At 60.4% G+C, this 15541-nt stretch carries 11 protein-coding genes and 4 tRNA genes; 7 read left to right on the plus strand and 8 right to left on the minus strand.

What is annotated here, in order from left to right; all coding sequences use genetic code 11:
- Positions 1 to 56: 56 nt before the first annotated feature.
- Both FBY01_RS02910 and FBY01_RS02915 read left to right on the plus strand, forming a co-directional pair.
- Positions 57 to 1865, plus strand: coding sequence for a di-heme-cytochrome C peroxidase (locus FBY01_RS02910; protein ID WP_145305835.1), 1809 nt, complete (start codon positions 57 to 59; stop codon positions 1863 to 1865).
- Positions 1862 to 2995: a catalase family protein gene (locus tag FBY01_RS02915; protein WP_145305833.1), complete on the plus strand. Its 1134-nt coding sequence runs from the start codon at positions 1862 to 1864 to the stop codon at positions 2993 to 2995. The genes FBY01_RS02910 and FBY01_RS02915 overlap by 4 nt, the downstream gene beginning before the upstream one ends.
- Positions 2996 to 3080: 85 nt before the next feature.
- On the opposite strand, the gene FBY01_RS02920 is transcribed toward FBY01_RS02915, so the two are convergent.
- The 4 genes from FBY01_RS02920 to FBY01_RS02935 all read right to left on the minus strand — a co-directional run bounded on the left by FBY01_RS02920 (position 3081) and on the right by FBY01_RS02935 (position 3612).
- Positions 3081 to 3157 (minus strand) — tRNA-Asp (locus FBY01_RS02920).
- Positions 3158 to 3176: 19 nt separating this feature from the next.
- Positions 3177 to 3252: transfer RNA gene (locus FBY01_RS02925), tRNA-Val, on the minus strand.
- 189 nt (positions 3253 to 3441) lie between these two features.
- Positions 3442 to 3518: transfer RNA gene (locus FBY01_RS02930), tRNA-Asp, on the minus strand.
- An 18-nt stretch (positions 3519 to 3536) separates the two neighbouring features.
- Positions 3537 to 3612, minus strand: a tRNA-Val gene (locus tag FBY01_RS02935).
- Between the two features lie 160 nt (positions 3613 to 3772).
- Here FBY01_RS02935 and rdgC point away from each other — a divergent pair.
- From rdgC to sugE, 3 genes are all read left to right on the plus strand, one after another.
- Entirely contained in the window at positions 3773 to 4693 is a 921-nt protein-coding gene (gene rdgC, locus FBY01_RS02940) for a recombination-associated protein RdgC (RefSeq protein ID WP_077749804.1), read from the plus strand.
- A 145-nt stretch (positions 4694 to 4838) separates the two neighbouring features.
- Positions 4839 to 5804 carry a bile acid:sodium symporter family protein gene (locus FBY01_RS02945; protein WP_077749803.1) on the plus strand — a complete coding sequence of 322 codons (966 nt, stop codon included), beginning with the start codon at positions 4839 to 4841 and terminating at the stop codon, positions 5802 to 5804.
- A 119-nt stretch (positions 5805 to 5923) separates the two neighbouring features.
- Positions 5924 to 6238, plus strand: a complete 315-nt coding sequence (gene sugE, locus FBY01_RS02950) for a quaternary ammonium compound efflux SMR transporter SugE (RefSeq protein WP_010456757.1) — start codon at positions 5924 to 5926, stop codon at positions 6236 to 6238.
- A 125-nt stretch (positions 6239 to 6363) separates the two neighbouring features.
- Here sugE and FBY01_RS02955 read toward each other — a convergent pair whose 3' ends face one another.
- From FBY01_RS02955 to FBY01_RS02970, 4 genes are all read right to left on the minus strand, one after another.
- Positions 6364 to 8238: an MFS transporter gene (locus FBY01_RS02955; RefSeq protein WP_145305831.1), complete on the minus strand. Its 1875-nt coding sequence runs from the start codon at positions 8236 to 8238 to the stop codon at positions 6364 to 6366.
- 99 nt (positions 8239 to 8337) lie between these two features.
- Positions 8338 to 9489 (minus strand): TDT family transporter, encoded by a 1152-nt coding sequence (locus tag FBY01_RS02960; protein ID WP_145305829.1) that lies wholly within the window; start codon positions 9487 to 9489, stop codon positions 8338 to 8340.
- A 104-nt stretch (positions 9490 to 9593) separates the two neighbouring features.
- On the minus strand, positions 9594 to 9905 hold the full coding sequence (locus tag FBY01_RS02965) for a cupin (protein ID WP_010456760.1): 312 nt from the start codon (positions 9903 to 9905) through the stop codon (positions 9594 to 9596).
- 42 nt (positions 9906 to 9947) lie between these two features.
- Positions 9948 to 11141 (minus strand): MFS transporter, encoded by a 1194-nt coding sequence (locus FBY01_RS02970; protein WP_145305827.1) that lies wholly within the window; start codon positions 11139 to 11141, stop codon positions 9948 to 9950.
- A 91-nt stretch (positions 11142 to 11232) separates the two neighbouring features.
- Between FBY01_RS02970 and FBY01_RS02975 the strand changes: the two genes are divergently transcribed.
- The gene (locus FBY01_RS02975; RefSeq protein WP_010456762.1) at positions 11233 to 11772 is read left to right on the plus strand and encodes a TetR/AcrR family transcriptional regulator; all 540 of its coding nucleotides are present in this window, start codon (positions 11233 to 11235) and stop codon (positions 11770 to 11772) included.
- 279 nt (positions 11773 to 12051) lie between these two features.
- Positions 12052 to 15522, plus strand: a complete 3471-nt coding sequence (locus FBY01_RS02980; RefSeq protein ID WP_077749800.1) for a hybrid sensor histidine kinase/response regulator — start codon at positions 12052 to 12054, stop codon at positions 15520 to 15522.
- Positions 15523 to 15541 lie beyond the last annotated feature (19 nt).

The following is a 15541-nucleotide window of genomic DNA, read 5'->3' on the forward strand; positions in this document are numbered from 1 at the left end:
CCGCACCTCAAGCGCTGAGGCATAAGAGAGCTACAAAATCGACAAGGATGTTTATCTTGCGCCTCTTATTCCGCCTGCTGGTGTTGTTCGCTGTGCTGCTGGGGCTGGGCCTCGCCGTGGTGCTGTACTACGTCGCCAACCCGAAATTGCCGACCTGGTCCCCCGCACAACAGGTGCATTACCTGGAACAGTGGAGCGCCGCCGACCGCCAGACTTACTACTTCACCCCCCAGGGCACTCAGGTCAAAGGCTTGCGCTATGACTGGTTCAAGGAACTCGAACTGCCCTTCTCGGAACATCGCTTCGCCGCCCCGGAATACCTCGCACGCTTTGGTTTCCTGATCGACCCCGAGCAGAAACCCACACCGAACAACCCTGCCAACTTGCCCGTGGGGTTTGCCCGCCATCAAAACCCCGGCAGCCAGGACGAGTTCCTCGACATCACCTGCGCCGCCTGCCACACCGGTGAACTGCGTTTCAATGGCCAGGCCGTGCGGATCGACGGCGGTTCGGCGCAGCATGTCCTGCCTTCCAGTGTTCCTACACTACGCGGTGGCAGTTTCGGACAAGCACTTGTCGCCAGTCTGGTCTCGACTTATTACAACCCGTGGAAATTCGAACGTTTCGCCCGCAACGTGCTGGGCGAGGACTACGACACCCGCCGCCAACAGTTGCGCCAGGACTTCAAAGCCTCCCTCAATACGTTCGTGAAAGTGGCCTGGAACGATACCCATCGCGGGCTCTATCCGACCGAGGAAGGCCCCGGCCGCACCGACGCTTTCGGGCGCATTGCCAATGCCAGCTTCGGCGATGCGATTTCACCTGATAATTACCGCGTGGCGAATGCGCCGGTGGACTACCCGCAATTGTGGGACATGTGGACCTTTGACTGGGTGCAATGGAACGGTTCGGCGCAGCAACCGATGGCCCGCAACATCGGCGAAGCGCTGGGCGTCGGTGCCACCCTGGATTTCTTCGACGCCAATGGCCAGCCGCTCAAAGGTGACGAGCGCTATCCGTCGAGTGTCCGCTTGCGCGACTTGCACCAGATCGAACAAACCCTGCAACGGCTCAAACCACCGGCCTGGCCCGAAGCGCTGCTCGGCGCTGTCGATAAGCCTCTGGCCGTCAAAGGTCGCGAATTGTTCAGCGAAAACTGCGCCGGTTGCCACGTGCCTCGATCGGTCCAGACCAACGGGCGTTGGGTGCAACACCTGAAAATGCTGCCGGTGGATTACATCGGCACAGACCCGGGCGCGGCCAATAACATCGCCGACCATCGTTTCGACCTCAGCGCCTTGCAATGGGACCCGGCGGAGCTGGCGAAACTGGATGTGCAGTTGCAGCCGCCGCCCGCCGAACCGCTGGACATGAGCAAACTCTCGTCAGCCAAAGGCCTGGCCTACGTCACCGCTTTCGTAGGAAACCGTGCTTATCGCGAGGCGAAAATCCCCGAGGCCGAGCGTCCGGAGATGGATGGCTTCGGCCTGCCGATTGGCGTGCGTGAATTGCGCGCCTACAAGGCCCGTCCGTTGGCCGGCGTCTGGGCGACGGCGCCGTTTCTGCACAACGGTTCGGTGCCAAGCCTCTATCAACTGCTCTCGCCCCAGGATGAACGCGCAACGACCTTCTTCAAAGGCACGTTCGAGTACGACCCCAGGCACCTGGGCTATCGCACCGAGGCCTTTACCAATGGCTTCAAGTTCGACACGCGCATCACCGGCAATCACAACAGTGGCCACGAATTCCGTGCTGGCAAGTTGGGTAACGGCGTCATCGGTCGCCTGCTGCAACCGCAGGAGCGCTGGGCGCTGCTGGAGTATCTGAAAGTGTTGGGCGGCCCGTTGGAGGCACAATTGCCATGAGCAGACTGTGGATGTGGTTGGGCGCCTTTCTCGGCAAAACCCTGTTGTGGGTACTGGGCCTGGGAGTGCTCGGCTGGGCGCTGGCCACGGCGTGGTTTGCCTGGCAGCACAGTGGACCGGTATCCGCTGAAGAACTGATCCCGAATGGCGAAGCGGCGATGACTCAGGACATCATCCAGACGGCCGTGCGCATCGTCGATCAGCACCGGGAAAGCACCCGCTACCTGCGTGATGCGCACGCCAAGGCCCATGGCTGCGTGAAGGCCGAAGTCCAGGTCCTGCCGGATCTGACGCAAGCACTGCGTCAGGGCGTATTCAGCGAACCCGGCAAAACCTGGCAAGCGACGATGCGGCTGTCCAACGGCAATGCCTATCCACAGTTCGACAGTATCCGCGATGCCCGGGGCATGGCGATCAAGTTGCACGACGTGCCCGGCAAACAACTGCTCACCGATCAACAAAGCCGTGGCGAACAGGACTTTGTGATGTTCAGCCACCCGAATTTCTTCGTCAGCGATGTCGCCGAATACCGTCAGAATGTGGCCGCCCAGGCCGATGGCAAGAAGCTGATGGCGTTTTTCCCCGGATGGGATCCGCGCACATGGCAGGTCCGTCATCTGTTTATCGCTTTGGCGACACTCTCCCCTGCGCCGGAAAGTCCGACACAGACGACGTACTTTTCGGTCTCGCCCTACAAGTTCGGTAACGCCAATGCGAAGTTTCGGGTGACGCCCGACCCTGACAGTTGCCCGGCCTACACGTTGCCGGCGCAGAACCAGAAGCTGCCGAATTTTTTACGCAATGCGCTGAATCAGCAGTTGTCGACGGATCGGGTGCCCGCGTGCTTTGTCTTGCAGATCCAGCGCCAGGATCCGGGCAAGTACATGCCGATCGAGGACACGAGTATCCAATGGAAGGAAAAGGATGCGCCGTTCGAAACCGTGGCACGGATCAGGCTGCCCGCCCAGGACTTCGACACGCCAGCGCTAAACGTGCAATGCGATAACCAATCGTTCAACCCGTGGTTCGGGCTTGAGGCTCATCGCCCGATTGGCGGGATCAACCGTCTGCGCAAGGCGGTGTACGAAGCGATCAGCGATTACCGACACAGCCGCAACGCCGAGCAATAAAGCCAAATCCCGGACAGCAAAAAGCCCGCATAAAGCGGGCTTTCTGTGTGGTGACCTGGCGTTCAGCGTTCCAGATTACCGAATATGGCGCAGCGGACGGGACTCGAACCCGCGACCCCCGGCGTGACAGGCCGGTATTCTAACCGACTGAACTACCGCTGCGCGTAGCGTTGAAAGTAAGTGGTGGGTGATGACGGGATCGAACCGCCGACATTCTGCTTGTAAGGCAGACGCTCTCCCAGCTGAGCTAATCACCCTTTACCTTCGTTGCGGGGCGCATTGTGCCACAGATTTTCGTAAAGTGTTGATTTAATTGAATAAATCTTCAAAAAAATCTGAAAACCGGTGAAACAACACATTCCGCAGGAACAACAGACAGAAAAAAACCCGCATTGAGCGGGCTTTTCCGTGGTGACCTGGCGTTCAGCGTTCCAGGTTACCGAATATGGCGCAGCGGACGGGACTCGAACCCGCGACCCCCGGCGTGACAGGCCGGTATTCTAACCGACTGAACTACCGCTGCGCGTAACACTAAAGCGAATGGTGGGTGATGACGGGATCGAACCGCCGACATTCTGCTTGTAAGGCAGACGCTCTCCCAGCTGAGCTAATCACCCTTCACTTTCGGTGTGGCGCGCATTCTACGGAGCGACCCAACCTCTGGCAAGCACTTTTTACAATAATTTTTGCAGGCCTTCCAAAGGCTTAGAGAAGGGTTGGCCTATGGCTTCGCTAAGAGAATAATGCCCCCCTTTGTATAAAGGAGAGACTCGCCCCATGTGGTTCAAAAACCTGCTTATCTATCGCCTGACCCAAGATCTGCCTTTTGATGCCGAGGCGTTGGAAACTGCACTGGCCACCAAACTGGCGCGTTCATGTGCAAGCCAGGAGTTGACCACCTATGGTTTCGTCGCGCCCTTCGGCAAAGGCGAAGATGCCCCCCTGGTGCACGTCAGCGGCGACTTCCTGCTGATCTCCGCCCGTAAGGAAGAGCGCATCTTGCCGGGCAGCGTCGTGCGTGACGCTGTGAAGGAAAAGGTCGAAGAGATCGAAGCCGAACAAATGCGCAAGGTCTATAAAAAGGAACGCGACCAGATCAAGGATGAAATCATCCAGGCGTTCCTGCCGCGTGCCTTTATCCGTCGTTCGTCGACCTTCGCTGCTATCGCGCCGAAACAAGGCCTGATCCTGGTGAACTCGGCCAGCCCGAAACGCGCCGAAGACCTGCTGTCCACCCTGCGCGAAGTGATCGGCACACTGCCGGTACGTCCGCTGACCGTTAAAATGTCGCCGACCGCGACCATGACCGAATGGGTCACCACCCAGAAAGCCGCGGACGACTTCTTTGTGCTGGACGAGTGCGAACTGCGCGACACCCACGAAGATGGTGGCATCGTGCGTTGCAAGCGTCAGGACCTGACCAGCGAAGAAATCCAGTTGCACTTGAGCACCGGCAAAGTGGTGACTCAGCTGTCGCTGGCCTGGCAAGACAAGCTGTCTTTCGTCCTCGACGACAAGATGGTGGTCAAGCGCCTGAAGTTCGAAGACCTGCTGCAAGACCAGGCGGAACAGGACGGCGGCGAAGAAGCCCTCGGCCAGCTGGACGCCAGCTTCACCTTGATGATGCTGACCTTCGGCGACTTCCTGCCGGCCCTGGTTGAAGCGTTGGGCGGTGAAGAGCTTCCGCAAGGGATCTAAAAGCGTGTGATATCACTGTGGGAGCAAGCCTGCTCGCGAAGGCGTTGTGACAGTCGGCATTTATGTCGACTGATACACCGCATTCGCGAGCAGGCTCGCTCCCACATTGGTTTTTGTGGTGTTACTTAATAATAAGGATCAGGCCATGCGCGCCCTCGCTGCATTGAGTCGTTTTGTCGGCAACACCTTCGCTTACTGGGTATTGATTTTCGCGGTCGTGGCGTTCTTGCAGCCGACGTGGTTTATCGGCCTGAAAGGCGCGATCGTGCCGCTGCTGGGCCTGGTGATGTTCGGCATGGGCCTGACACTCAAACTCGAAGACTTCGCCGAAGTCGCTCGCCATCCGTGGCGCGTGGCGCTGGGCGTGGTTGCACATTTCGTGATCATGCCCGGTGTGGCGTGGTTGCTCTGCCAGGCGTTTCACCTGCCACCGGAAATCGCCGTCGGCGTGATCCTGGTCGGCTGCTGCCCAAGCGGCACCTCGTCGAACGTGATGACCTGGCTGGCACGCGGCGACCTGGCGCTGTCGGTGGCCATCGCCGCCGTCACCACCCTCCTCGCTCCGCTGCTGACCCCGGCGCTGATCTGGCTGCTGGCCTCGGCGTGGCTGCCGGTGTCCTTCATGGAGCTGTTCTGGTCGATCCTGCAAGTGGTGCTGTTGCCGATCGTGCTGGGTGTGGTTGCCCAGCGTTTGCTCGGCAGCCGGGTGCGCCATGCGGTGGAAGTATTGCCGCTGATTTCGGTGGTGAGCATCGTGATCATCGTCACCGCCGTGGTGGCCGCCAGCCAGGCGAAGATTGCCGAGTCCGGCCTGCTGATCATGGCCGTGGTGATGTTGCACAACAGCTTCGGATATCTGCTGGGTTACTTCACCGGGCGCCTGTTCAAGTTGCCGCTGGCCCAACGCAAATCCCTGGCACTGGAAGTCGGCATGCAGAACTCCGGCCTCGGTGCTGCGTTGGCCAGTGCGCACTTCTCGCCACTGGCGGCGGTGCCTAGTGCGCTGTTCAGCGTCTGGCACAACATTTCGGGGGCGTTGCTCTCGACGTATTTCCGTCGCATGAGCGAAAAACAAGACCGGGAAACCGCAGTTCAGCAAGCGGCCGAGTAATCCGCAAACTTGATCCCCGGGTTAATGATGGGCACTCTATGGCGCAACGCGAGGACGACCTCGCGGCTCGATCGAGTCATTAATCTGGGGACGACCCCGTCAATCGATGGAGGTCTTTCATGTCCTGGATCATTCTGTTTTTCGCCGGCCTGTTCGAAGTCGGCTGGGCCGTCGGCCTGAAATACACCGATGGTTTCAGCCGCCCTCTCCCCACCGCATTGACCGTTGCCGCCATGGCGATCAGCCTTGGCTTGCTGGGCCTTGCCATGAAGGAATTGCCGCTGGGCACGGCCTATGCGATCTGGACCGGTGTGGGTGCGGTGGGCACGGTGATCGCCGGGATCATTTTGTTTGGTGAATCCATGGCGCTGTTCAGGCTGGCCAGTGTGGCGTTGATTATTGCCGGGTTGATTGGGCTCAAGGTCAGCGCCTGACCTTTAGATGGCCTTCGCGGGCAAGCCTCTTTCCTGCAGGGTTTCTGGCGCATCCCGAATGATGGATATGCCACAAACCCCGCAGGAGCGAGGCTTGCCCGCGAAGAGGCCCTCACAGTCACCGACTATCTAACGGCCCCACGCAAATCCCCGACCATCGCCTGCAACGTCGCCGGCTCCGCCGCCTCAACCGCCACCGCCGGCCCCGCCACCAACGTCACCCGCGACCACAACCGACGAAACAAGCCCTTGCCCGGATCGCGGCTGAAGAAACTCCCCCACAACCCTTGCAACGCCAGTGGAATCACCGGCACCGGCGTCTCTTCGAGAATGCGCACCAGCCCGCCCTTGAACTCACTCATCTCCCCGTCAGCGGTCAACTTGCCTTCCGGGAAGATGCACACCAGTTCACCGTCCTTCAGGTATTGAGCGATACGCGTGAAGGCTTTTTCGTAGATTTGAATGTCTTCCTGGCGCCCCGCAATCGGAATCGTCCCCGCCGTGCGAAAGATAAAGTTCAGCACCGGCAAGTTGTAGATCTTGTAGTACATGACAAAGCGAATCGGCCGACGCACCGCACCGCCAATCAGCAACGCATCCACAAACGAAACATGGTTGCAGACCAGTAATGCCGCGCCTTCATCCGGGATCAAATCGAGATTGCGATGCTCCACGCGGTACATCGAATGGCTGAGCAGCCAGATCAGGAAACGCATGGTGAACTCAGGCACGATGCTGAAGATGTAGGCGTTGACGCCGATGTTCAGCAGCGACACCACCAGAAACAGCTGCGGAATCGACAGCTCGACCATGCTCAGGAGCACGATCGAGACAATCGCCGACACCACCATGAACAGTGCGTTGAGAATGTTGTTGGCGGCAATCACCCGCGCCCGCTCATTCTCGGGGGTGCGCGACTGAATCAGCGCATACAGCGGCACAATGTAGAAACCGCCGAAAATCCCCAGGCCCATAATGTCGATCAGCACCAGCCAGGCGTGACCAAAACCAAGGATTTCGATCCAGCCGTGGCCGGCAACGCTGTCTGGGATACCGCCGGAATGCCACCACAGCAGCAAGCCAAAGACCGTCAGGCCAAACGAGCCGAACGGCACCAGGCCAATCTCGACTTTGCGTCCGGAGAGCTTCTCGCAGAGCATCGAACCGAGCGCGATCCCCACGGAAAACACCGTCAGAATCAGCGTCACCACGGTCTCGTCGCCGTGCATCCATTCCTTGGCATAGGCCGGGATCTGCGTCAGATAAATCGCCCCGACAAACCAGAACCACGAGTTGCCGACGATGGAACGCGATACCGCAGGCGTCTGCCCCAGGCCCAGTTTCAAGGTGGCCCAGGATTGGCTGAAGATGTTCCAGTTCAGGCGCATTTGCGGCGACGAGGCCGCTGCCCGTGGAATGCTGCGACTGGCCAGGTAGCCGAGCACCGCGACAGCGATGATCGCGGTGGACACGATGGGCGCGTAATGACTGGACGACATCATGATCCCGGCGCCGATAGTCCCGGCGAGGATCGCCAGGAACGTGCCCATTTCCACCAGCCCGTTGCCACCCACCAACTCTTCTTCACGCAGGGCCTGGGGCAGGATCGAATATTTCACCGGCCCGAACAGCGCCGAGTGCGTGCCCATGGCAAACAGCGCCACCAGCATCAGCGACAGGTGATCGAACAGGAAACCCACGGCGCCGACCGCCATGATGGCGATTTCCCCGAGCTTGATCAGTCGAATCAGCGCGTCCTTGGCGAACTTTTCCCCGAACTGGCCGGCCAGCGCCGAGAACAGAAAGAACGGCAGGATAAACAGCAACGCGCACAGGTTGACCCAGATCGAACGGTCACCGTCGATGGTCAGCTTGTACAGAATGGCGAGGATCAACGACTGCTTGAAGATGTTGTCGTTGAACGCCCCGAGGGACTGCGTGACAAAGAACGGCAGGAAGCGCCGGGTGCGAAGCAAAGTGAACTGTGAGGGGTGGCTCATCTTCCATGGGTCCCTGAGATTGGGTAAAGAGTGGCTTGGCGATTTGCTATTGGAATGTCGAACGTCGATCCAGGCCACACATTACCTAATCTTTGCGGCTTATTTCTTTAATCCTGCAATGCACGGCGAGACAAACAACTCACCCCGCCACGCGCCCCGCACTGTGCGTTTCGAGACAATCAGCCACATCACCGCCAGCATCGCCACCAGCACGCAGCCAAAGACATTGAAAAACGCCAGGTTCAAGGTGCTGCCCAGTTTCAACGTCGTCAGAGAATAGACGCCCAGCGGGAAGGTGAAGCCCCACCAGCCCAGGTTGAACGGGATACCGTCGCGCAGGTAACGCACGGTGATCAGCACCGCCATCAGCATCCACCAGAAGCCGAAGCCCCACAGCGTGATCCCAGCCACCAGGCCCAACCCGGCTGCAATTTCACCGATGCCTGGCAGGCCGTTGGCCGCAAAGATGGCCGGCGCATCGGCGCCCAGCAGCAACATGCCCAACGCCCCGGTGCCGATCGGCCCCAGCGCCAGCCAGCTGGAGGCGGCCATGTTTTCGTGCGGCAGTTTATGCAGCGCCATGCGCAGCAACAGAATGGTCAGAATGCTGAACGCCACCGGCAGGGAAAAGGCCCACAGCACGTAGCTGGTTGTCAGCACGACCAGTTGCGAATGGGCATCGGTCAAGTGCGGTGCCAACAGGCCCCCACTGGCGGCCGCCACTTCCGCCGCAACCACAGGCAACAGCCAGACCGCTGTCATCTGGTCGATGCTGTGCTCCTGACGGGTGAACATCATGTAGGGAATCAGCACACCGCAGGCCAGCGACATGACCACATCGAGCCACCACAGCACCTCGGCGACATGAATCACTCCATCGCCCCAGCGCGGCAAGCCGAACACCAGGAAGCCATTGATGATGGTCGCCAACCCCATGGGGATGGTGCCGAAGAACATCGAGACCGTGGAGTGACCGAAGATCCGCCGAGCCTCATCGAAGAACAGCACCCAGCGTGCCGTGTACGCGGCGGTGAATAATACGAACAAGCAGATATTGAGCAGCCAGAGACCTTCGGCCACCGCCTTCAGTCCGGGTATGGCGACGGGCAATTGCGCCAGCGCCAATGCCAGCACGCCCGTGCCCATGGTTGCGGCGAACCAGTTGGGCGTGAATTGGCGAATCGCCTCAAGCGGGTGCTGCAAATGGCTGAACGGTCTTGAACCGAGGGTGGTGCTGTTGGGGCATGTCATGGTGAATTCCTCTCCTCTTGTGAGGTGGAATCCATGGTAGATCCGAATCGAATATCTATATAACGGGTAATATCTCTAACTGTTATCTGTTTTGTAGATATGCGTCAGACGCTACCTTCCGTCTCGATCACCAGGATCCGCGCCGCACCTTGTGGATGGGCAACGTGTTCGGTGCCCACCGAGGCGTAGAAAATGTCGCCGATGTCGAGCAGCGTGTCCTTTTCAACGCCGTCTTCGCGATAGCGCATCTGCACTTGGCCATCGAGTACGACGAACACTTCCTGCCCATCGTTGACGTGCCATTTATACGGCTGATCGGTCCAGTGCAAACGGGTGGTGATGCCGTTCATGTTGGCGATATCCAAGGCGCCCCAGGCGCGGTCAGCAGTGAAGGATTTGCTGCGGATGATCTTCATCGGGTGGTCCGTTGAAATGGGTGGCGACGCCAAGGCTAGCGGTCATCGAGCATCGGCGCCACAGACTTTGGCAGGCTGTTGACGCATCAACGCGGGCAGAGCACTGACCGCCAGGATAATCAGCACCGCGCCATAACCATCAGTCGTGGTCACCAGCCCAAAAGCCCGCGTCAGATTCCCCGCCAGCAACGATGGCAGGCAGAACGCCAGATAACTGAGCACATAAAACGCCGACATCAACCCGGCCCGTTCATGAGGCAAGGCTAGCGGCACGACACTGCGCAACGCGCCGAGGAAACTCGCGCCAAAACCGCAACCGGCGACCAGCGTCCCGATGAAAAACAACGGCAGGCTGGCGCTGTGAACCGCCAGTAAAATCAGCGCCACACCGACGGGCAGAATGCTCGCGCCGACCCGCAAGACTTTGTCGGCCGGGCGACTGCGCAAGGTGTAGATCATCAGCGCGCCGGTGACGGTCAGCACCGCCACTGTCGCACCGCCAATCAGATTTGAAGTCGATCCGGTGGCCGTCCGCACAAGGGATGGAGCGAGGGACGCGTAAAAACCGCCGAGCGCCCAGGCGGCGGTGTTGATCGGCAACACCAGCCACAACGCACGCCTTGCCTGGGTGGGCACATGCAGGGTCGGGCGCAGCGACGCCAACGCGCCACGTTGCGCACTGACACTTTCCGGCAGACGCCAGACGTACAGCGCCTGCAACCCGAACATCGCGAGCAGCACCCAGAAGGTCAATTGCAGTGGCAGCGGCGCAAACTCGGCCAACAAACCGCACCCCATGGCGCCGGCTGCCATGCCGAGCAGCGGAGCGACGCTATTGACCAGCGGACCTTGCTGGCGATCCGTGTCGAGCAGCGCGGCGCCCAACGCAGCCGTGGCCATCCCGGTAGCAAAACCCTGAAGCACCCGGGCACTGATCAACCAGGCGACGCTGTCGGCATTGATAAAAAGCAGCATGGCCAGCATGTTCAGCGCCACAGCGGTGAAAATCACCGGTTTGCGTCCCAGGTAATCCGAGAGCGAACCGACCGTGAGCAGCGCGGCGAGCAAGCTAATGGCGTAGACGCCGAAGATCAGGGTCAGGGTCGCCGGCGAAAATTGCAGGTGTTCCTGATACAAGTGGTACAGAGGCGTTGGTGCAGTGGAAGCGGCGAGAAAACTCAGTAAAGTGATCGCCAGGAACCACAGGCTGGAACGGTTTGATATCGAGCTGGACATGCGCACACTCCGCAAAAGCTAATTTATTGCTTTTGCGGAGTGTGCTACTGGGCCGCGCTTAAAGCAAATTCTTTGTGTTAAGGTCCGCCGTATGGCTATTAAAGAAGGTTTACGCCCGGGCGGTCGAAGCGCCCGGGTGCAAGAGTCGATTCATTCGGCTGTCCGCGCTCTGCTTGAAGAGCAGGACCGCTCGACCGTGACCGTCCCGCAAATTGCTGCGCGCGCGGGTGTAACGCCGTCGACCATTTATCGGCGCTGGGGCGATTTGTCGGTGTTGCTGGCAGACGTCGCGCTGGCGCGCATGCAACCCGACAGCGAACCCGCCAATACCGGCAGCCTGCGCGGTGACGTGCGAGCCTGGGCCGAGCAATACCTGGACGAGATGAGTTCCGAGCCTGGCCGCAACATGCTTCGCGACGTGCAATGCAGCCTCACACCGGTCTATTGCACGACGATCATTGGCGGGCAGTTGCAGACGATTCTGGACCGTTACCCGGATCAGCCGAAGCCGAGTGTTGATCGATTGATCAACCTGGTGGCGGCACCGACGGTGTTTCGTATCCTGTTTTCAGCGGCGGCGCTGGAGGTTGAGGAGTTGCATCAGTTGATCGAGATTGCTTTGAATCAGTGAGGCCGCTTTCGCGGGCAAGTCGGGTCGCCGCATCTCACGCTCCTACAGGCTTTTTTGTCGTTCGCAGATTATGTAAACGACACATAACCTGTAGGAGCGTGAGATGCGGCGACCCGACTTGCCCGCGAAGAGGCCAGCACAAACACTAAAAATCCAACTGACAAACACCCTGCGACACCCCACCACGCCACGACCTTGGTCGACACTGACTATCCCCGGCCATCGTGCGAGACTGTCTGACCGGGCGGGAGTCCCGGGTGTCTTTTGTCGGGAGTTCCCATGTCGCTGTCCAGCGGGCTGATCGCCGCCGTCGCCCTGGCCTATATGGCCATCATGTTCGCCATCGCCTTTTACGGCGACCGTCGCAGCACACCGTTGCCGCCGCGAGTGCGCGCCTGGGTATACAGCCTGTCGCTGGCGGTCTATTGCACCAGCTGGACCTTCTTTGGCGCCGTCGGCCAGGCCGCCGAGCAACTCTGGTCATTCCTGCCAATCTACCTCGGGCCGATCCTGCTGCTGGTCTGCGCGCCGTGGGTCCTGCAAAAAATGGTGATGATCAGCAAGCAGGAGAACATCACCTCCATCGCCGACTTCATTGCCGCCCGCTATGGCAAATCCCAATCGCTGGCGGTGGTGGTGGCGCTGATCTGCCTGGTGGGCGTGTTGCCCTACATTGCACTGCAACTCAAGGGCATCGTCCTCGGGGTGAACCTGCTGATCGGCGCCGGTGCCGACGCCATGGGCACCCGCGCCCAGGACACGGCGCTGATCGTGTCGCTGGTGCTGGCGCTGTTCACCATTGTCTTCGGTACCCGCAACCTCGACGCCACGGAACACCACCGCGGCATGGTGCTGGCGATTGCCTTTGAATCGCTGGTCAAGCTGTTCGCGTTTCTCGCGGTCGGCGCGTTCGTGACTTATGGCCTGTACGACGGATTCGACGACCTGTTCAACCAGGCCATGCTCGCCCCGCGCCTGGAGGCGTACTGGAAGGAAACCATTAACTGGCCGTCGATGGTGGTGCAGACCGGTGTGGCCATGATGGCGATCATCTGCCTGCCCCGGCAGTTCCACGTGACGGTGGTGGAAAACATCGACCCTCAGGATTTGCGCCTGGCGAAATGGGTGTTCCCTGCCTACCTGGCGCTGGCAGCGCTGTTTGTCGTGCCTATCGCCCTCGCCGGCCAGATGCTGCTGCCCAGCTCGGTCCTCCCGGACTCTTTCGTCATCAGCCTGCCACTGGCCCAAGCCCATCCGGCCCTGGCGATGCTGGCCTTTATCGGTGGCGCCTCGGCGGCGACCGGCATGGTGATTGTCGCCAGCGTGGCGCTATCGACCATGGTTTCCAACGACATGTTGCTGCCGTGGCTGCTGCGCCGAAACAACGCCGAGCGACCGTTCGAAGTGTTCCGCCAGTGGATGCTGTCGGTGCGCCGGGTCAGCATCGTGGTGATTCTTTTGCTGGCTTACGTCAGTTATCGCCTGCTCGGCTCCACAGCGAGCCTGGCGACCATCGGCCAGATCGCCTTCGCTGCCGTGACCCAATTGGCCCCGGCCATGCTCGGCGCGCTGTACTGGAAACAGGCTAACCGCCGGGGCGTGTTCGCCGGTCTCGCCGCCGGGACATTCCTCTGGTTCTACACCCTGATTCTGCCGATCGCGGCCCACAGCCTCGGTTTGTCCTTGAACAGTTTCCCGGGGCTGGCCTGGTTGCACAGCAACCCGCTGAACCTGCCGCTCACCCCGCTGACCCAAGGCGTCGTACTGTCGCTGGCGGCCAACTTCACGCTGTTCGCCTGGGTGTCGGTGCTGTCACGCACGAGGGTGTCGGAACACTGGCAGGCCGGTCGTTTCATCGGTCAGGAAATCAGCGCGCGCCCCAGCGCCCGCTCGATGCTCGCAGTGCAGATCGACGACTTGCTGCAACTGGCCGCACGCTTCGTCGGTGAAGAACGGGCGCGGCAGAGCTTCATCCGTTTTGCCTACCGCCAAGGCAAAGGCTTCAACCCGAACCAGAACGCCGACGGTGAATGGATCGCCCACACCGAACGCTTGCTGGCGGGTGTACTCGGCGCTTCTTCGACGCGAGCGGTAGTCAAGGCCGCCATCGAAGGTCGGGAAATGCAACTGGAGGATGTCGTGCGGATCGCCGACGAAGCCTCGGAAGTGTTGCAGTTCAACCGCGCCCTGTTGCAAGGCGCCATCGAAAACATCACTCAAGGCATCAGCGTGGTCGACCAGTCGCTGAAACTGGTGGCCTGGAACCGGCGTTATCTGGAACTGTTCAATTACCCCGACGGGCTGATCAGGCTTGGCCGCCCGATTGCCGACATCATTCGCTACAACGCCGAGCGCGGACTGTGCGGCCCCGGTGAAGCCGAAGTGCACGTCGCCCGCCGCCTGCACTGGATGCGTCAGGGCCGCGCCCACACCTCTGAAAGACTGTTTCCCAACGGGCGTGTGATCGAGCTGATCGGCAACCCGATGCCCGGCGGCGGTTTCGTCATGAGTTTCACGGACATCACCGCGTTCCGTGAGGCCGAGCAGGCGCTGACCGAAGCCAACGAAGGCCTGGAGCAGCGGGTCACCGCGCGGACCCACGAACTGTCCCAACTGAACGTGGCCTTGACCGAAGCCAAGGGCACCGCCGAATCGGCCAACCAGTCGAAAACCCGCTTTCTGGCGGCGGTCAGCCATGACTTGATGCAACCGCTGAATGCCGCACGCCTGTTCTCCGCCGCGCTTTCCCATCAAGAGGACGGTCTGTCCAGCGAGGCGCAGAAACTGGTGCATCACCTCGACAGCTCGTTGCGCTCGGCCGAGGACCTGATCAGCGATCTTCTGGACATTTCCCGCTTGGAAAACGGCAAGATCAACCCGGACCCCAAACCCTTCGTGCTCAACGAGTTGTTCGATGCGCTCGGTGCCGAGTTCAAGGCACTGGCTCAGGAACAAGGGCTGAAATTCCGTGTTCGGGGCAGCACATTACGGATCGACAGCGACATCAAACTGCTGCGTCGGATCCTGCAGAATTTCCTGACCAACGCCTTCCGCTACGCCAAGGGGCCCGTGCTGCTCGGCGTCCGGCGGCGCAAGGGCGAGTTGTGCCTGGAGGTGTGGGACCGTGGACCGGGAATCCCTGAAGACAAGCAGCTAGTGATTTTCGAAGAATTCAAACGCCTCGACAGCCACCAGACGCGCGCCGAGAAAGGCCTGGGACTGGGGCTGGCGATTGCCGACGGGCTGTGTCGCGTTTTGGGTCACACTTTGCGTGTAAGGTCCTGGCCGGGGCGCGGCAGTGTGTTCAGCGTCAGCGTGCCGCTGGCGCGGGCTCAAGTCGTCGCGCCAACCCAGGTCAGCGAGCTCAATGGCCATGTGCTGAGCGGCGCGCAGGTGCTGTGTATCGATAACGAAGACAGCATCCTGATCGGCATGAACAGCCTGCTGACACGCTGGGGTTGCCAGGTCTGGACCGCACGCAACCGCGACGAATGTGCGGCGCTGCTGAAGGACGGTGTACGCCCGCAATTGGCGCTGGTGGATTACCACCTGGACCATGGCGAGACCGGGACCGAGTTGATGGCGTGGTTGCGCACCCAACTGGGTGAACCGGTGCCGGGGGTGGTGATCAGTGCCGATGGCCGGCCGGAGACGGTGGCCCAGGTGCATGCGGCGGGCCTGGAGTACTTGGCCAAACCGGTGAAACCGGCGGCGTTGCGGGCGTTGTTGAGCCGGCATTTGCCGTTGTAAGGACAGGTTTTAATCCCGT

Origin of the sequence: Pseudomonas sp. SJZ077 (genome assembly GCF_007993905.1) — a bacterium.
Taxonomy (GTDB): Bacteria; Pseudomonadota; Gammaproteobacteria; order Pseudomonadales; family Pseudomonadaceae; genus Aquipseudomonas; species Aquipseudomonas mandelii.